This is a genomic window from Lactobacillus sp. ESL0246 (genome assembly GCF_003692965.1).
In the GTDB taxonomy this organism is placed as follows: Bacteria; Bacillota; Bacilli; order Lactobacillales; family Lactobacillaceae; genus Lactobacillus.
Genome location: NZ_REHC01000003.1, coordinates 37994 through 56073 on the forward strand (window position 1 = coordinate 37994; position 18080 = coordinate 56073).

General features: G+C 33.8%; 23 protein-coding genes. 20 read left to right on the forward strand and 3 right to left on the reverse strand.

From position 1 onward, the window contains the following. Nucleotides 1-65: 65 nt before the first annotated feature. On the reverse strand, nucleotides 66-827 hold the full coding sequence (locus F5ESL0246_RS00920; RefSeq protein ID WP_122017683.1) for a DeoR/GlpR family DNA-binding transcription regulator: 762 nt from the start codon (nucleotides 825-827) through the stop codon (nucleotides 66-68). 178 nt (nucleotides 828-1005) lie between these two features. Here F5ESL0246_RS00920 and ulaG point away from each other — a divergent pair, with 178 nt between their 5' ends. From ulaG to F5ESL0246_RS00955, 7 genes are all read left to right on the forward strand, one after another. Beyond that, complete coding sequence (gene ulaG / locus F5ESL0246_RS00925) at nucleotides 1006-2079, forward strand: L-ascorbate 6-phosphate lactonase (protein ID WP_122017684.1); 1074 nt, start codon at nucleotides 1006-1008, stop codon at nucleotides 2077-2079. A 36-nt stretch (nucleotides 2080-2115) separates the two neighbouring features. Next, the gene (locus tag F5ESL0246_RS00930; protein WP_122017685.1) at nucleotides 2116-2592 is read left to right on the forward strand and encodes a PTS sugar transporter subunit IIA; all 477 of its coding nucleotides are present in this window, start codon (nucleotides 2116-2118) and stop codon (nucleotides 2590-2592) included. Nucleotide 2593: 1 nt separating this feature from the next. Next, on the forward strand, nucleotides 2594-4084 hold the full coding sequence (locus tag F5ESL0246_RS00935; RefSeq protein ID WP_122017686.1) for a PTS ascorbate transporter subunit IIC: 1491 nt from the start codon (nucleotides 2594-2596) through the stop codon (nucleotides 4082-4084). 15 nt (nucleotides 4085-4099) lie between these two features. After that, the gene (locus F5ESL0246_RS00940; protein ID WP_122017687.1) at nucleotides 4100-4405 is read left to right on the forward strand and encodes a PTS sugar transporter subunit IIB; all 306 of its coding nucleotides are present in this window, start codon (nucleotides 4100-4102) and stop codon (nucleotides 4403-4405) included. Nucleotides 4406-4414: 9 nt separating this feature from the next. After that, on the forward strand, nucleotides 4415-5053 hold the full coding sequence (locus F5ESL0246_RS00945; protein ID WP_122017688.1) for a 3-dehydro-L-gulonate-6-phosphate decarboxylase: 639 nt from the start codon (nucleotides 4415-4417) through the stop codon (nucleotides 5051-5053). Between the two features lie 82 nt (nucleotides 5054-5135). Continuing rightward, on the forward strand, nucleotides 5136-6017 hold the full coding sequence (locus F5ESL0246_RS00950) for an L-ribulose-5-phosphate 3-epimerase (protein ID WP_122017689.1): 882 nt from the start codon (nucleotides 5136-5138) through the stop codon (nucleotides 6015-6017). An 11-nt stretch (nucleotides 6018-6028) separates the two neighbouring features. Then, nucleotides 6029-6757, forward strand: a complete 729-nt coding sequence (locus tag F5ESL0246_RS00955) for an L-ribulose-5-phosphate 4-epimerase (protein WP_122017690.1) — start codon at nucleotides 6029-6031, stop codon at nucleotides 6755-6757. 43 nt (nucleotides 6758-6800) lie between these two features. Here F5ESL0246_RS00955 and F5ESL0246_RS00960 read toward each other — a convergent pair whose 3' ends face one another. After that, the gene (locus F5ESL0246_RS00960; RefSeq protein WP_122017691.1) at nucleotides 6801-7460 is read right to left on the reverse strand and encodes a hypothetical protein; all 660 of its coding nucleotides are present in this window, start codon (nucleotides 7458-7460) and stop codon (nucleotides 6801-6803) included. A gap of 63 nt (nucleotides 7461-7523) precedes the next feature. Between F5ESL0246_RS00960 and yaaA the strand changes: the two genes are divergently transcribed. From yaaA to F5ESL0246_RS01015, 11 genes are all read left to right on the forward strand, one after another. Continuing rightward, on the forward strand, nucleotides 7524-8291 hold the full coding sequence (gene yaaA, locus F5ESL0246_RS00965) for a peroxide stress protein YaaA (RefSeq protein WP_122017692.1): 768 nt from the start codon (nucleotides 7524-7526) through the stop codon (nucleotides 8289-8291). A gap of 26 nt (nucleotides 8292-8317) precedes the next feature. Continuing rightward, nucleotides 8318-8917 carry a histidine phosphatase family protein gene (locus F5ESL0246_RS00970; RefSeq protein ID WP_122017693.1) on the forward strand — a complete coding sequence of 200 codons (600 nt, stop codon included), beginning with the start codon at nucleotides 8318-8320 and terminating at the stop codon, nucleotides 8915-8917. A 155-nt stretch (nucleotides 8918-9072) separates the two neighbouring features. Beyond that, the gene (locus F5ESL0246_RS00975) at nucleotides 9073-9594 is read left to right on the forward strand and encodes a TetR/AcrR family transcriptional regulator (protein WP_122017694.1); all 522 of its coding nucleotides are present in this window, start codon (nucleotides 9073-9075) and stop codon (nucleotides 9592-9594) included. Continuing rightward, the gene (locus F5ESL0246_RS00980; RefSeq protein WP_122017695.1) at nucleotides 9594-10655 is read left to right on the forward strand and encodes an ABC transporter permease; all 1062 of its coding nucleotides are present in this window, start codon (nucleotides 9594-9596) and stop codon (nucleotides 10653-10655) included. The genes F5ESL0246_RS00975 and F5ESL0246_RS00980 overlap by 1 nt, the downstream gene beginning before the upstream one ends. A gap of 2 nt (nucleotides 10656-10657) precedes the next feature. Beyond that, entirely contained in the window at nucleotides 10658-11332 is a 675-nt protein-coding gene (locus F5ESL0246_RS00985; RefSeq protein WP_122017696.1) for an ABC transporter ATP-binding protein, read from the forward strand. A gap of 347 nt (nucleotides 11333-11679) precedes the next feature. Beyond that, entirely contained in the window at nucleotides 11680-11895 is a 216-nt protein-coding gene (locus F5ESL0246_RS00990) for a hypothetical protein (protein WP_122017697.1), read from the forward strand. Nucleotides 11896-11981: 86 nt separating this feature from the next. After that, on the forward strand, nucleotides 11982-12587 hold the full coding sequence (locus tag F5ESL0246_RS00995; protein ID WP_122017698.1) for a TetR/AcrR family transcriptional regulator: 606 nt from the start codon (nucleotides 11982-11984) through the stop codon (nucleotides 12585-12587). Nucleotides 12588-12695: 108 nt separating this feature from the next. Beyond that, nucleotides 12696-13235 carry an NADPH-dependent FMN reductase gene (locus F5ESL0246_RS01000; RefSeq protein ID WP_122017699.1) on the forward strand — a complete coding sequence of 180 codons (540 nt, stop codon included), beginning with the start codon at nucleotides 12696-12698 and terminating at the stop codon, nucleotides 13233-13235. An 11-nt stretch (nucleotides 13236-13246) separates the two neighbouring features. Continuing rightward, entirely contained in the window at nucleotides 13247-13795 is a 549-nt protein-coding gene (locus F5ESL0246_RS01005) for an NADPH-dependent FMN reductase (protein WP_122017700.1), read from the forward strand. Between the two features lie 90 nt (nucleotides 13796-13885). Further along, nucleotides 13886-14677, forward strand: a complete 792-nt coding sequence (locus F5ESL0246_RS01010; RefSeq protein ID WP_122017701.1) for a tyrosine-protein phosphatase — start codon at nucleotides 13886-13888, stop codon at nucleotides 14675-14677. Nucleotides 14678-14683: 6 nt separating this feature from the next. Beyond that, a complete protein-coding gene (locus F5ESL0246_RS01015; RefSeq protein WP_122017702.1) occupies nucleotides 14684-15610 on the forward strand; it encodes an FAD:protein FMN transferase in 927 nt (308 codons plus the stop codon). 178 nt (nucleotides 15611-15788) lie between these two features. Here the strand turns inward: F5ESL0246_RS01015 and F5ESL0246_RS01020 are convergent, their stop codons facing one another. Continuing rightward, on the reverse strand, nucleotides 15789-16325 hold the full coding sequence (locus F5ESL0246_RS01020) for a CvpA family protein (RefSeq protein WP_122017703.1): 537 nt from the start codon (nucleotides 16323-16325) through the stop codon (nucleotides 15789-15791). A 157-nt stretch (nucleotides 16326-16482) separates the two neighbouring features. Here F5ESL0246_RS01020 and rsmG point away from each other — a divergent pair, with 157 nt between their 5' ends. Then, a complete protein-coding gene (gene rsmG / locus F5ESL0246_RS01025) occupies nucleotides 16483-17205 on the forward strand; it encodes a 16S rRNA (guanine(527)-N(7))-methyltransferase RsmG (RefSeq protein WP_122017704.1) in 723 nt (240 codons plus the stop codon). Between the two features lie 14 nt (nucleotides 17206-17219). Continuing rightward, nucleotides 17220-18068 carry a nucleoid occlusion protein gene (noc, locus tag F5ESL0246_RS01030; RefSeq protein ID WP_122017705.1) on the forward strand — a complete coding sequence of 283 codons (849 nt, stop codon included), beginning with the start codon at nucleotides 17220-17222 and terminating at the stop codon, nucleotides 18066-18068. Nucleotides 18069-18080 lie beyond the last annotated feature (12 nt).

Consider the following 18080-nt stretch of genomic DNA (forward strand, 5'->3'; position numbering starts at 1 on the left):
TAAAATAAATCATATTATGGTTTAAAACTATAAGATGATTGACGTATATCTCATGAAATTTTTAACTAAAGTTGTATTTGAATAACTTGTACACCAGCTTTTATAAAATTTTCCACTGTTGCTCTAGGTGTAAATGAATCAGTAATAAGTAAGTCAATATCTGAAATTTTTCCAATCATAAAGTTAGAAAACTTATTAAACTTACTATAATCAGCAACAACAATTAATTTCTTGGCATGTTTAATAATTGCTTTGTTAACTTTGGCTTCTTCCATAAATGGGGTTGAAATTCCTCTCTCTATGCTTATTCCAGCACAACCAATAATGGCCCAGTCAGCATAAATTTTTAGAAAAGCATCTACAGCCCAATCACCACTCATAATTAGTTTCCGATTAATATTGCCGCCACTTAGAATGATTTTACTGTTACTTGTCCTAGTATCAAGTTCGCCAGCGTATCCATTGTTAGTCAATATATTAACGTCTTTTTTTAATAGATAAGGTATTGATTCAAAAGCAGAGGTGCTTGAATTAATAAATACCCAACTATGTTTCTCAATATGGTTAGCAGCTTCTTTTCCTATGCGTTGCTTAATGTAACTTACAGAATCTGTTAAAGGTATTTCTTCTGGCTTTACTAATGAGATTTTCCCTTTTTCTTGTAATATTTTCCCTTGATTAGCTAAATTACTACAATCTCTACGTACAGTCATTATTGATACATTTAGTTTTTGACTAAGGTCAGTTAATGAAATAACTTTCTGATGATTAAGTAAATCAATAATCTGTTTACGTCTAGCTTGAATTTCTTTATATGAATTTTTCATTTTGAATTTCCTTATTTTTATCAAAAGTAACATAAAATATGAAAATTAAGATTATTTAATCACTTTTTGTGAAAAAATACCATAAAAAAATCTTAATACCATAAAATATGATTGAAAACGATACCAATTAACAATATAATTTAACTAGAAAAAGAAATAAATCTTATGGAGGACAAAAATGACACAACCTAAAAATATAAATGAAGTTACACCAGCTGTTTTTGCAGAAAACAACTTTCCAGAATGGGGTACATTTTTAAACGAACAAATTGCTGCTAAAAAAGTACCAGAAAAATCCTTTGCAATTTGGTGGTTAGGCTGCATGGGTACATGGTTAAAGACACATGAAGGCACGAATGTAGCAATTGATATGTGGAATGGTACCGGTAAGCATACTCATGGAGATGGCAAGATGCGCAAGGGTCACCAAATGATGCGGATGACTGGTGGCGAGGCAATGCAACCAAACATGCGTAATAAGCCTTATGTAATTGATCCATTTGCTATCAAAGACTTAGATGCTCTTTGTGTAACACACACTCACCATGATCATTTGGATATGTATACTGCAGCTTGTGTAAATAAGTATTGCCCAGATGCTAAGTTTATCGGCCCACAAGGCGTTGCAGATGAATGGCAAGAGTGGGGGGTTCCAGCTGAAAAGATTACTGTAGTAAGACCAGGCGATGAAATAAAAGTTGGAGCAGTAACAATTAAAGCTTTAGAAGCATTTGACCGTACTGAATTAGTCACTGAAGATGATCCTAATGTTAAGCTTGCAGGCACTAAGCCAATCGATATGGCTAAGGTAGCTGTTAACTACTTAGTAGAAACTTCTGGAGGCAACTTGTACCACTCTGGTGATTCACATTATTCAAATACTTTCGTAAAACATGGTAACGAAAACAAGATTGATGTTGCGTTATGTGCATATGGTGAAAATCCACGTGGTATCACTGATAAATTAGATGATTCTCAAGTTTTGAGAATGGCTGAAGCATTGAATACTAAAGTAATTATTCCTATGCACTATGATATTTGGACTAACTTTTACAGTGATCCTAAAGATATTTTGGCTTTATGGAATAGAAAGAAAAATCGTCTTCAGTATCAATTTAAGCCATATATTTGGCAAGTTGGTGGTGAATTCAACTTCCCACAAGATAAAGATAAGATTGAATACATGTATGACAGGGGCTTCCACGATGCGTTTAAGAACAATCCTGACCTACCATTCCCAGAGTTATTATAATTCACTTTTTAGTTAATTATATGGTAGGAGGAAACCATGTTACGTTATTTTTTTGAAAATCATTTGATAAATATTAGTCAAAAGCATCCTAAAGATTGGCAGGAAGCTATCAGAATTTCTGGGGAAGTAATGAAAGAAAATAATCTTGTTACCGATAAGTATATTGATCAGGTAATTGAAGATATTAAGCAATATGGGCCTTACATTGTAATTGTGCCTGGAGTTGCGATGCCACATTCTCAAGCTGATAGTTCGGGAGTACTTGGTACAGGAATTGGATTAACTATTTTTCCAGAAAAAGTTTCCTTTGATCACAATGATTCTGATAAAGATGCGCAATTATTTTTCATGTTGGCAGCTAAGGATAATAAAACTCATATGAAAAATATTGCAAATTTATCTAACCTATTAATGGAGGATGGCATGATCGAAGATTTATGTCATGTGAAAAGCTTAGACGATTATTGCAAAGTTATTCAAAAGCATGACATGATTGTAGAAAAGAGTAAGTAAAATGCAAAATATTTTGAATGCTTTATTAGCTATTTGGAGTTACTTTGCCACGAATGTTTTGAATCAACCGGCCTTTATGATTGGTTTCATCGTTTTAATTGGTTATATTCTTGAGCATAAAAAGTGGTACGAAGTATTATCTGGTTTTTTAAAGGCAACGGTTGGTTATTTTATATTAGCAGCTGGCTCGGGTGGACTAGTCAATACATTTCGTCCAATTTTAGTTGGATTAAAATCGCGTTTTCATTTGAATGCGATGATCATTGATCCATATTTTGGACAAAATGCTGTTAACGCTGGAATCATGGAACGTTTCGGACGTTCGTTTGCTGATACGATGCTGTTGTTGCTTTTTGCTTATATCATTAATATTGTTTTGGTTCGCTTTTCCGAATATACTAAATTAAGAGCAGTCTTTACAACTGGTAATGTTCAAGTACAACAAGCTGCAACTGCGTTTTGGCTGATATTATTTTGTTTTCCAAAATTAAATAGACTATCAATCTTGGCTATTATGAGTTTGATTCTAGGTCTTTATTGGGCTGTGGGATCAAATCTTACCGTTGGAATAACACAAGAACTAACTGAAGGCGCTGGCTTTGCTGTTGCTCATCAACAAATGTTTGGTATTTATTTCTTTGCGAAACTCTCAGAAATGATTGAAAAGCATTCGTTAAAGAAAAATAAAAATAAGAATAAGCGACTAGAAGATATTAAGCTCCCCAGTTTTATGTCAATTTTTAACGATAATATGGTGTCTACTTCGATTTTAATGTTGATATTCATTGGGGCAATTTTAGTGGTTCTTGGGCCAGATTATTTGGTTAAGGCACATTTTATGCAAAAAGGCCAAAGTTTTATCTTTTATATTCTTCAGACTGCTCTCCAATTTTCAGTATACTTAGCAATCTTACAGTTAGGTGTTAGAACTTTCGTTAATGAATTAACAGAATCATTCACAGGAATCTCAGATCGTTGGTTACCCGGTGCAGTACCAGGCATCGATGTTGCAGCAACTCTAGGATTTGGTTCTCAGAATGCTCAGACCATTGGGTTTATGTTTGGTACTTTAGGTCAATTTACAATGATAATCCTACTATTGTTGTTCCATTCACCGACATTAGTAATTGCGGGTTTTATTCCATTGTTCTTTGATAATGCAGTTATTGGCTTATATTCAAACAATCGTGGTGGTTATAAGTGTGCGATGATAATGCCGTTCATATCTGGACTAATCCAAGTAGCTGGTTCAGCTTTAATTGCAACCTGGGTCGGAATGGCAAAATATGGTGGATATCTTGGTATGTTTGATTGGGCAACGGTATGGCCATTTTTTACAGTGATTATGAAGTACTTAGGATTTATTGGCGTAGCAATAATCGTAATTATTTTAATTGCAATTCCACAGCTGCAATATCGTGCTGATCCAGATGGATATTTCTTAATTACAGAAGATTATCCTGCATGGCAAAAAATAAATGAAAAGAATTAGAAAGGATTTTACAATATGAAAATTTTAACTGCATGTGCAAATGGTTCAGGAACAAGTTTAATGCTTCTGAGAACAGTTAAGAATACATTAGAAAAAATGGGATATCAGATTACACAAGCTGACCATACTTCCATTTCAGAAGCTAAAGGGATTGCTCGTAATTATGATGTTGTATTCACCTCAGTACCATTCATTAATATGTTTGATGAAGTAAAAAAACGTGGTGGAGAAGTTATTGGAATAAAAAACGTTATTTCTGCAAGTGAAGTAGAAGAAAAAGTAAATGCTTCTGATATTCCAACTAAGTTTAAAAAGAATTAGGAGATAATCATGGATTTACCAATGTTGCAGGTTGCTTTGGATTGTAATAATACTGCAGAAGCAATTAACGTCTTAAGACAAGTAAAAGATGTAATTGATGTTGTAGAAACAGGTACTATCCTCGTTTATAGAGATGGCTTAAGTGCAGTATCCAACTTACGTGCAATGGCACCAGACAAAATCGTATTGGCAGATGTCAAGTGTGCAGATGCCGGTGAAAAATGTGGGAAGTCATGTAAAGAGGCGGGAGCCGATTGGATGACGTGTATTAATGCAGCAACAGTTCCAACTATGAGTAATGCACAAAAGGAAATTGAAGTACAAGTTGAACTTTATGAAGGTTGGGATAATGAAAGTAAAATGAGACAATGGCTTGATCATGGTATTCAACAAGTTGTTTATCATCAAAGCCGTGATGCTAAATTTGCCGGACAGAAATGGTCTGAAAAAGATGTTGAGAATGTAAAAAACCTAATAAAAATGGGTTTTAAAGTTTCTGTTACAGGTGGTGTTCATCCGGAAATATTACAACTTTTTAAGGGAGTTCCTGTATATACCTTTATTGCTGGACGAGATATTAGAGAAGCTGAAGATCCTCATGCAGAAGCGATGAAATTTAAAAAAGAGATCAACAGAATTTGGGGTTAATTGTAAAGAGGGTATTAATGGAATTTATTTCATTAAATTCCCTTTTTATTTTAAACTTTATTAACAATTAGGAGAATTAATAATGACAGTAAATTCATTGGGGATTTATGAAAAAGCCTTACCGCAACATTTATCATGGCGCGAGACTTTTGAGTTAATTCATGAATTAGGTTTTAATTTTTTGGAATTTTCAATTGATGAAAGTGATGAGCGTTTGTCTCGTCTTGATTGGACCCATGAGCAAAGAGGCAAGTTCCGAGATACAATGTGGGCAACTAATACACGGATCAATAATTTAATGCTTTCTGGTCATAGACGATTTCCACTTGGATCGGCTGATCCTGCTGTAAGAAAACAAGCACTTATCATGATGCAAAAGGCAATTGATTTATGTGTTGATCTTGGTATTCATAATATTCAAATGGCGGGATATGACGTTTACTATGAAAATAAAACCGCATCTTCTCGGGAATATTTTGTTGAAAACTTGATTAGATGTGTGCATATGGCTGCACAAAAGAACATTATGTTATCAATTGAAACGATGGATGATCAATTCATTAATAATTTAGGTAAAATTAGTCATTATCATGATTTAGCTAAAAGTCCCTGGTTGCAGGCATACCCAGATTTAGGAAATTTGAGTGCTTGGCCAGAAAATGATGTACCTACTGAATTTGAAAATTATATAGATACTATTTGTGCTATTCATTTAAAAGATAGCCAAAAAGTAACAGCCACATCAAAAGGACAATTTAAAAATGTCAAATTTGGTGAAGGTTGTGTTGATTTTGAAGGATTATTGCGACTATTAGTAAGATTAGATTATCATGGTAGTTTCACAATTGAAATGTGGTCAGGTGATAATGGCGAAATTGATGCACTAGATAAAGTGAAAGCTGCGAAATCATTTTTTGATAATATTTTTGCAAAAGTTGGAATTGAGCAAGAAAAAGTAAAGTGAGGAAAATTGTAATGCTTGAACAATTAAAACGAGAAGTTTATGAGGCAAATATGCAGCTACCTAAATTAGGACTAGTCACCTTTACATGGGGTAATGTTTCTGGAATTGATCGTAAACAAGGACTATATGTTATTAAGCCATCAGGAGTTGATTACGAGAAATTGACCCCAGAAGATATGGTGGTTGTTAATCTTAAAGGAGAGGTGGTTGAAGGAAAGCTAAATCCATCATCAGATACACCAACGCACACATATCTGTATAATCATTTTCCGAAGATTGGTGGAATAGTACATACGCACTCACCTTGGGCAGTTTCTTTTGCGGCAGCCAATATGGACATCCCTGCATTAAACACGACACATGCAGATACTTTTTACACTGATGTGCCAGCAGCGAATGCTTTGACCAAAGAAGAAATAGCAGAAGACTATGAGGGTAATACTGGTAAGACCATTGTGCAAACATTTCAAGACCGTCATTTAGACTATGAGGCAACACCAGCTGCTTTGGTTAGTCAACATGGACCATTTGCATGGGGTGAGACAGCAGCTAAAGCAGTTTATAATGCTAAAGTTTTGGAAGTTGTAGCTCAAGAAGATTTTCACACATTTGAATTAACACACCGAAGTTCAGAATTGCCACAATATTTATTAGATAAGCATTATTATCGCAAGCATGGTAAGAATGCATATTATGGACAAACTAATGCTCAATCTAAGACTCATGCTAAAAGAAAGTAATATAATAAAAAGGCTGCTACCTAGTAGGTAAGCAGCCTTTTTATTAATATTTTGTTTCTTTGAGGTCATCTTCAGGCCGATGCTCCTGAATTCGCAAAACTTGCCAAGCAAAATTACTGTGTGGAGCGTTTGATAAGTCAATTGTTAATTTGTCTTCTTCGTAAGTAAATTTCAATTCGATCCTATTTTCGATCATTTCAATTCGATTCGGCTGATGATCAAGTCCCAAAATTTCAATATTTTTATTTGAATAATTTTTTAAGAAAATATACTTTTGATAATTCATGTGTCGATTTTGCAGAGCAAATCCACTATTGGCAACCTTTAAAGAAGATGGTTCACTTTCGTTAAAGGCATGGCCAAAAATATGCATCCAGTCGTTAATATGTTCTAACATATCTTTTGTTTCTTTGCTAAAGGAGCCATTATTTTCAATAGGAATATTAATAATAGTTTGCTGGCCTTTTTTTCGGTTGGTAACTAGAGTATCTATAACATTTGTTGCAGTAAGATTACTGCCATCTCTAGTTTCAACCAATTTTATTGTGTATTTTTCTCCAAATACTTTAAATTTATCTTCTTGATAATCAACACTAATTGCTCGAGCACCAATATTACGAGCAGTTCTTACCAAAAAGTCGGGGTCTATATCTTTAGCATTTTTTAGTTTAAAATTTAAGATGATAGCAAAATCAGGATTCATTATTATCTCTCCTCAGTACAGATTACTTACTAAGTTTAACCCAAAAGGTGGAAAATACGAAAGATGAAAATTATTATCTCTCCAGCAATGAAAATGAAAGTTGATCAAGAATCTTTTCCGACAAGATCAATTCCTCAATTTATTACTCAAGCAAAAGTCTTGGCAGATTTTTTAAAAAAATGTAGTTTAAGTGAATTAAAAACAATTTGGCAGGTGAGTGAACGTACAGCTAAAGAAGGTCAAAATCAACTCTTTGAGTTGAATTTAGCTCAAACTGACGGATTAACTCCGGCCATCATTTCTTATTCCGGCATTCAATATCAATATATGGCTCCTGATCTTTTTACTCTACCTGCACTTGAATATCTGCAAAAAAATGTTCGCATTTTGTCTGGATTATATGGGGTTTTAAAACCGTTTGATGGGGTATGGCCGTATCGTTTAGAGATGAAAAATAAAATGTTGGGATTTAGTGAGCCCAATCTGTATAAATTTTGGAACAGTACCATAGCTGATAGTCTTTTTGCTGAAGATCAAACACTTATTAATTTGGCGTCTAAAGAGTACTCTAAAATTATCATGCCATATTTAACTGAAAGACGCCGAATGATTAATATTGAATTTCAAGAAAAGAAAAATGATTCTTGGAAAGTTGTTGGGGTTCACGCTAAGATGGCACGAGGAGAAATGGTGCGTTTGATTGCTGAAGAGCAGTTGAGTAAACCAGAAGACTTACAAAAATTTAATGATTTTGGTTTCAAATTTGTTGGACAAATTAGTGATGAAAACAACTATGTTTTTAGAACGGAATATGATTTCAAACGACATTAGAAATATTTACGGAAGGCTGAATTAATATGGAAATTGTTTTTATTCGTCATGGACAAACAACCTTAAATAAAAATCATAAAATTCAAGGTTCACACTTTGACTATGATTTGAGTGTGGAAGGAAGAGAATATGCGAAAAAGGCTGCAACTAACTTTGATCCGAGCGATTTTGATTTTGTTTTTTCCAGCCCGATGAAACGCGCTGTAACAACTGCACAGATTTTTACAAAAAAGCAAAAAGAAATTATTCTGGATCAGCGATTAGTTGAATTTAATTTCGGTGAATGGGATGGAAAATCACTTTCAGAATTAAAACAGAAATATCCTACTGGTATCGATCCGTGGGGTAAAGCCAACGATAATTATGTTAAGTATGCACCGAGTGGTGAAACGTTCCAAGAACTTGATGAACGCTGTGGTAATTTCTTAGTAGAAATGCAGGAAAATTATTCAGAGAAAAAGATTTTGGTGATTTGTCATGGAACCCTGATCCGAATGATGTTTGCGCATTATTTTACTGGTGGTGATATCAATGGATTTGAAACGATGGATAATTGTGCGTTAGGTAAAATTTCTTATCGTAAAGGAATTGCCAGAATTAATTATTATAATCGGATTTTAGCTTAAGAGTATTTTTTGTTATTAATGATTTAAAAGATATTTTATTAAATACTCTATTCAGTTGAATCGCTTAAGCAATTTAGTTGACCGCTAATTAGTAGAGCGTTATTCTTATTTTTTAGTGACGCGGTGTCACTTTTGGAGGAGAAAAATTCAAGGAAATGGTAAAAGAAACTTTTATTAATTTGCCACTAGCCAAAAAAGATCTGGTAACTGATGCGTTGCTTAATGAATTTAGCAAATATCCCTTGTCAAAATCTCAGGTAGCAAGAATTGTGAAGAATGCAGGAATTTCTCGTGGTTCTTTTTACAAGTATTTCACAGATTTGGAAGATGCGTATCAATATTTGTATCATTATGCAATGCTTCAAATTCATATCCCTGTGAGAAAAATGCAAAAATTTAGTTCTGGGATTTTTTATAAAATGGTCGTAAATTTTATAGACCAAACTCAGACAAGTAAATTCGCTAATCTGGTTAAAATGCATATTCTGTATAATGAATACGCATTATCGCAGCATTTTCCTGATGTAAAATTGCTTCAACTGAATAGTCAGAATTGGAGTGCAATGGTACTTAGTCATTCTGCAATTAGAATGATTCTCGAAAATGAAAATCAAAAAGAAAAGATTTTAACCTATCTAAAGGCTGGACTTGAATTATTAGAAGAAGGAGCAAAGTAGTGTTTTTAGCAATAAAAGAGATAAAACGTGAAAAAATGCGTTATGGTTTGATTATTTTAATGATTTTCTTAATCAGTTATCTAATTTTTGTTTTATCCTCGTTAGCAGTAGGTCTTGCCAGTGAAAATACGCAGGCAATTGTATCTTGGCAGGCTAAGCAAGTCGTTTTAAATAAAAATGCTAATGTCAGTATGAGTCAGTCAGTTCTAAACAAGGCCGATTTAAAAAATGCCAAGATGACCAATAATGAGGCATTGTTAGGACAGACGCCAGTTGTTGTTAAAAGCAAAGGAAGAACGCAGGTGTCTGCTCAGTTCATTGGTATAAAAAAGGATCAATTTATCTATCAAGGTTTAGAAATAATTATCGGTAGAAAAGCCAACAAGAGCGATGAGGTTGTAGTTGATCAAGCATTTAAAGATAAGGGTTATCAATTAAATGACAAACTGGAATTAAATGGTTCCAAGAAAAAATACCGAATCGTTGGTTTTGCTAGAAATGCTAAAATCAATATTGCTCCAATTGTTTATGGTACTTTACCTATGTGGAAAACATTACGTCAGGGTATTCCAACAATGCAGGCATCAGCAATTATTTCTCGACGATCAAATTATTATAATGATCATGGAAATAACAAAACTTATCCTATAAAGCAATTTATTACCAAATTGCCGGGCTATACGGCTCAAAACATGACATTTCAGTTAATGATTGGTTTTTTGTTTATAATTTCATTAATTATTATCGCTGTTTTTTTATACATTCTAACGATGCAAAAAATGCATAATTTTGCTGTAATGCGTGCGCAAGGCATCCCAAGTGGTACTTTAGTAAGAGCAACAATTAGTCAATCAATTATTTTGGTTATTACAGGTGTTTTTCTTGGCTTTTTGGCGATGCTGTTAACTGCTAAATTATTGCCAGCAGCTGTTCCAATGAGTTTCACGCCTACAATTATGCTAAGTGGAATAATTGGTATGTTGTTAATGGGTGTTATTGGTAGTCTAATACCTGTTAGATCAATTTTAAAAGTAGATCCAGCAAAAGCAATAGGTGAATAAAGATGACAGTAATTGAATTAAAAAATGTTCAAAAAAATTATGGTAAAGGCGAAGCAACTGTTGAGGCACTTAAAAATATCAATTTTCAAGCTAATGCAGGTGAAGTTGTTTTGATTATGGGTCCTTCGGGTGCTGGTAAGAGTACTTTCTTAACCGTGGTTGGTTCTCTACAAAAGCCGACAGCTGGTAAAGTCTTAATTAAAGGAAAAGATATATCTGAACTAAGTGTTAAAGAAAGCAATAAACTACGTTTAAACCAAATCGGCTTTGTTTTACAATCTTATAACTTGGTTCCATTTTTAACGATTAAAGAACAATTTGATCTAGTTAATCAGGTTAAAAAATCAGGTAATATCGATAAAGCTACATTGGCAAAATTATTAGGTCAGTTAGGAATTTCTGGTTTAGTGAATAAATATCCAAATGAATTATCAGGTGGTCAGCAGCAACGAGCAGCGATTGCTCGGGCTCTATATGCTAATCCAGAGATGCTGCTTGCAGATGAGCCGACAGCATCACTTGACAGTAAAAATGTTGATGAGGTTGGTCAATTATTTAAGAATTTAGCTAAAAATTATCATAAAGCAGTTATTTTAGTAACGCATGATCCACGATTAGAAAAATATGCAGATCACATATATGAAATGATGGATGGTCAAATGACTAAAGAAAGTTAGTTTTTCCTGTAATGATTTAATATTATAAATTTTTTGAAAGGATGATAAAATCATTCTTTTTTGTAGGTACAATTATTTTCATAAAAAATCTGGCATAAAAAATTATTTTTTTACTTGACAAAGTTGTTTTAAGTTTACTATTCTAAATGTTAGATAATTAATTGTTATTTTTTGGAATCATATAAGTAGTTGATTGGGAGTTTTTTTCTGTTAAAAGAATTACTTTTTGAGTAAGAATAATAATCAACTAGCATATATTTTTAAATTTTGTATTAGTATTTTTATCTAGGTGATTGCTGTTAATAGAGCATGAATTTAAAGCCGATAAAGTGATTTGAGGTGTAGTAATGAAAGAAATTCCGCGAGATAAATCAATTGAAGTATCAACTGATTATAAAAATGAAAGTATTAATATGAAATTTTCGGAAAATTTAACCGATGACCGTGAAAGAGGTTATATTATATCGGCGGCATTTTTTTCATTTTGTGCGTCACAAGGTCTAAGTAAAGCTGAAGTAAGCGATATGGTTTCGACCTATTATGACGAATTTCTAAAAAATTAGAGTTTTTTAAGTAGACTGGTTGTTAAGATAAATAAATTACAATTAGTTAAGAGTAGCAGTTACTGAAGATAGTCAAGGGAAAACCAATGGCGAGAAAAAAAGAAATAGGAAGAAAAAAGATTTTAAATATTGCCTATAAACTGGTTGTTAAAGATGGGATGGAGAGTCTTACTGCACGCAATATTGCTAATGCAGGACATTTTTCAACGCAGCCTTTATATCTTGAGTTCAGTGGGATGGATGAGCTGCGTCAGGAAGTTTTAGGTAAAATTGCAGATAATTTAAAAAATAGTATTCTACAAAAAACATATATTAACGAACCGTTGATTGATATGGATTTATCTTATATTGATTTTGCTAAGGAACATCAAAATCTTTTCCGAGCCATGTTTGTTGATGGTAAATTTGGTAGCAAGGTGATTTCAGATACTCTGATTGATTTAGGTGTTGAGAAGTTTACAGAACAATACCCTGAAACGGAATATTCTGACGACAAAGTTAAGAATGTTGTTATTGCAAATTGGATTACCACAATGGGAATTGCCTCACTAATTGTTAATGAAATTGCTCATTTTTCGCAAGATCAAATTGTCAATGTATTGAAAGCGCAAGTTAACGATGCAATTCGTAATGATTGGCTCAGTAAAAATGGAAAAATTTCGTTATTTGATTCCAGTGACGATAAAAACTGATTTTATAAGTTAAATAAAAGCTAAGGTCTGCTTTAAGCAAGTTTATGTTAAAAAAATTACCATATGCTATAATTAGTAAAGAAATTAGTTTTCTGAAAGGTGGTTTTTATGAAAATACTTGCATTATCTGGCTCAAATGCCAATAATTCGTTTAATGAGGCGTTGCTTAAATTTATAGCTAAGCAATTCTCTAATAAATATGACTTTAAACTGGCGTCAGTTAAAGGTCTGCCAATGTTTAAAGAGGGTGAAGATACTCCTGAGTCTATTCAAACTTTGAGTAAGGAAATTGAGGATGCCGACTTGGTATTACTTGGTTCACCGGAACAACAGCACTCAGTAACCAGTGCTTTAAGTAGTGCGTTAGAATGGATGTCTTGCGCAACTCATCCATTTAGAGGTAAGCCAGTTGTGATTGTGTCAACTTCACCAATGCCTCAAGGTGCATCTCGTTCTCAAAGTCGGTTAAAGAGTTTACTTACTGCCCCAGGCTTTAACGCCGAAGTCTTTAATGGTGATGAGTTCATGATGGGCAACGCACCGAAACAATTTGATGAAAATGGTGACTTAGTTGATAAGTCAACCGTTGAATTCTTAGGTCACTTCTTCGATGAAGTTGATGATTGGTACGCACAAGTTACTAAGTAGGAGGACCAGGAATGAAATTATTAGCAATTGTCGGTACAAATGCATCTTTTTCATATAACCGCTTTTTAGCACAATTTATAGCTAAGCGTTATAGTGATAAAGCAGAAATTGAAGTAAAAGAAATTGATAAGTTAACTCCGTTTTCAAGAACGGATATGGCTGATGATACAATTAAGGCTTGGATTGAAGATATTAAAAATGCTGATGGTATTGTAATTACAACACCAGAATATGATCACACTATTCCTGCTGCATTAAAGAGCAGTCTTGAATGGCTTGGTTCACATGCTGGACCAAATGTTATGAAGATGAAGCCTGTTGCGGTTGCCGGTGCTTCACATGGTGGTCAAGGTAGTGGTCGTGCGCAAGAAGATATTCGTGAAATTTTACTTTCACCAGATATGAGCGCTAATGTTTTGCCAGGTAATGAAATATTAATTGGGCAAGCTCCAAGTAAGTTTGATAAAGAAACTGGTGAGCTTACCGATGAAGCAACTGTTAAACAACTAGATGGAATGATGGACAACTTCTTTAAGTTTGTTGAACAGGCCAATAAATAAATTTTTGCTAGAACAGCTAGTAGAGAGTAAAATAATCGGATAGGAGTACCTGTCCGATTATTTTTTGTTTATTTTAGAAAGGATATTGAAATGACTGATCCAGTTGTTTTACCAATAAAATCTGTTCGAAATCCTCGTGATTTAGGCGGTTATTTGGGTTACAAAGGTCGTAGAATCAGGTCACATAGATTATTACGTTCTGGTAATATTAGTAAGATAACAGCTGAGGACAGTCAATTTTTGCTTAATTACGGTCTCAAAAAAATTATTGATTTGCGTTCACCAGCAGAATATCAAAAAAATCCTGATCAAGAATTACCAGGAATAGCACACTACTTAATACCCTTGTCGTCCGAGGATAATACTGGAGGCAATGGCTTAAATATGAAGAGAGAATTTGAGAAGTATCGTCACGATCAATATGCTGGCTTACGTAGAATGTGTTGGCGGTATCGGAATCATATTCTTAATAAAGCTGCTCAAAATAGTTTTTACCAAATAATGCAACTAATTACAGAAACTGATGAGGGGGCAATTTTATATCATTGCTCTGAAGGAAAAGACAGAACAGGGTTAGTGACAGTAATACTCTTGTATATTTTAGGTGTTGATATGGAAGTGATTCGGCAAGATTATCTTTATTCTAATTATTTGCTTAATAATTATCGTGCTGTGCGTGATCAAAAGTTTAAAGAAATAGGCGAAAATGATAAGTTTCGTACCAATATGCGTGTTTTAGGATCAGTTGCCAATATCTTTTTAGATACTAGTTTAATCTCGATACGTGAAAACTATGGTGGACTAGATAATTTTATTATTAATCAGCTGGGAGTGAGTGAACAGATGCAAATGATTATTAGAGAAAAGTATTTGGAGAAATAAGAAAAAATGATTGAAAATATCGCATTGAAACAAGTAGTTGGTGAACATCACGCATTGGGTACATCAATCACGTTGCAAATATTTGGAAATGCCCAAGAAGACATAATTAGCCATTCGTTTGATTTAATTGATCACTATGAAGATTTGTTAACAGTAAACCGGGATAAATCAGAAGTAATGAGTGTTAATCATGCTGCAGGCGATCATCCAGTGCAAGTTTCTAGTGGCACTTATGATTTAATTAAATTGGCAGTAATGAAAAGTCGGGAGAATTTTGGGTTCAATGCTTTAATTGGCCCAGTAGTAAAATTATGGGCAATTGGGTTTAAAGGAGCTCATGTGCCGACCGAAGATCAAATTAAAGCAAAAATGAAGTTGATTGATCCTTTTAATGTTGAGTTAAATGATTCTAATCAAACAGTTTTTTTGAAGAAGCTAGGAATGGAGCTTGACTTGGGCGGTATTGCTAAGGGATGGATTGCAGATCGAATCCGCGATTATTGGCGTGCGTATGGTGTTCATGCAGGAATTATCAATTTAGGTGGAAATATATTATTGGTTGGTGATTGTCCTAAACGTGTCAATGGTCAATGGGTCGTTGGTGTTCAAGATCCCAAGGAGTCTCGTGGTAAAAATATTACGTCAGAAATGGTTCATGAATGTTCAGCTGTAACTAGTGGTACTTATGAACGTTATCTCGAAGTCGATGGGCATAAATATCACCATTTAATTGATCCGCGAACAGGTTATCCTGTTGAAACTGATCTAGCTGGAGTAACGACTTTTACTAAAGATTCTGTACAAGCAGAAATTGAATGCAAGAGGCTGTTTTTTGCTGGTCATCCAATCAAGGACTGGCATAGTAAGCCCAATCGCATTGGAGCTATCTTTGTTTATAATGATAATCACGTTGAATATGATAATTTTGAATAATTAGCTTAAAACTAATTTGTATCACACTGATTTGATTTGGTTTTTAATTATAAATCAGCAACATTTTTATAATAATTTTGAATAAAATGAAAAATGGCCTTGATGTTTTGCTTAAAAATATCAAGGTCATTTTGTTTGATGTTGCCAATCTTACTAGCTATTTATAGATATTGTCGTTTTATGCAGCAGTGCGACTAATACTAAAGATAGTGTTAAACATACCGTTAGAAAGTCCAGGTGTATTGTAAATAATGAAGCGTAAGAACGATGAATCTAATGTTTGTTGAATAAACCATGGATTTTGCAAAGCATTAAGCATTGATAAAATAATATAGATGAAAAAGTAACCGGCAAAAAAAGATGCGATTGCACCTAAAACCCTATCTAAAATATTTCCAAAACTTGATGTATGTGGATTTTTATTTGGTAGCCAACTTTTAAAAACTTTGATCACTATTTTACCAATAAATAAAATAATGAAGAACGCCAAAAAGCGAAAGAGCATGAGATTATCACCAGGAGTGAGTGTGGTTTGGATGCTTTTACCAGTAATTTGGGCATAAAGCCAGTTGCCAACTGGATTTTGAAAGAAGATGGCAGCAATGAATACAATGGCTGCAAAAATTAGATTGATGACTAATTTTGTAAAACCAGTTTGATAACCCTTATATGTTTTTCTGATCAAATAAGCCAGAACAATTAAAGTAATAATCATTTTTTTCTCCTTTGACGATATTATAACTTATTTCCTACACTTAGACTTTGACGACTGTCAAAAAATATTTCATAATTAAAGAGATGTAATGGCTTTACAATAAGCCAAATTTAGCGTTAAATTTAAAGAGTGTGAAACAAGGTTTCACGGGTGAAAAATGAATCCTGACAAATTTGTCCAAGAACTAGCAAAACGTAATTTTAACTTAAATGAAAACCAAGTCAATCAATTTAAGCAATACTTTAATATCTTAGTAGCTGCAAATAAGCACGTTAATCTTACAAGGATAACGGAACTTGACGAGGTATATCTCAAGCATTTCTTTGATAGCTTGACACCTCTATTTGCTTTTTATGATATTTTTGAAGCAGGTTATACTTTGTGTGATGTCGGAGCAGGTGCAGGTTTTCCTTCAATTCCACTTAAAATAATGCAACCGAGTCTAAAATTAACAATAGTTGATTCACTAGGAAAGAGATTGACCTTTTTGCAAGACTTAGTCAATAATTTAAATCTTAAGGATGTAAAACTTGTTCATGGTCGTGCTGAAGATATCGGTCAAAACAAACTTTATCGTGAACAATTTGACCTTGTTACTGCGCGTGCGGTAGCTAATATGGCAGTTTTAAGTGAATATTGTTTGCCACTAACTAAGCAGAAAGGTTATTTTGTGGCATTGAAGGGACCAAAAGCTGAAAGTGAATTAGCAAAAAGTCAAAAGGCTATCAGTGTACTTGGTGGTAAAGTGCTTAAAACAGAAGAATTACGATTACCAGATAGTAATGAAGAACGAACACTAGTTCTTATTCAAAAAATAAAGTCTACACCCAAGAAGTATCCGCGCCAAGCGGGCACCCCTCATCGTAAACCAATTCAGTAATAGGAGGACTTGATATGTCAATTTTTTCGTCTTTACGTCATCATGACGAAATTTCAAAGGATAAACAAATTCAAGATATTAAATTAACTAAGATCAAGCCAAATTCTTATCAACCAAGACGAGAATTTTCTGACGAATCAATTCGTGAATTAGCGGCAACACTTGATAAAGATGGCTTATTGCAACCGATCATTGTTCGTGAAAAGGGTGAAGATTATGAAATCATTGCCGGTGAACGACGTTTTCGGGCAGCGCAGCATTTAGCATGGGAACGTATCCCGGCTATTGTGAATAATATGGACGATAGCCAGGCTGCTTCTCTTGCCTTAATTGAAAACTTGCAACGGGAAGATTTAAATCCAATTGATGAAGCACAAGCGTATAGTAACTTAATGCAGTTGAATCATTTAACTCAGACAACATTAGCGCAAAATATTGGTAAATCACAATCATATGTAGCTAACAAATTAAGATTATTAAAGTTAACTCCCAAAGTACAGAGCTATTTGGCTAGTGGTGAAATTTCGCCAAGGCATGGTCGCAGTTTAGTCGGATTAAGCGAGAAAGATCAGGGTCGAGTACTTGATGAGGTATTAGCTAATAATCTTAATGTCAGTGAAACAGAAAAGATTGCTCGTGATGTTGAGGGATATTTTGCGGATAAAAAAGCCAAAATTAAGGAACAGGCAAAAACAGAGCAAACACAGCGTGCGGTTAATCGAATACCCAAGGATATGAAAGTTCAAATTAATACAATTAAACGTGCTGTAAAATTAGCTAAAGAATCTGGTATTAAGGTTAAAGTCAAAGAAAATAATGACCCTGATGATTATATGATTACAATTGAAATGAAAAGGAAGTAGGATGGTATGGAA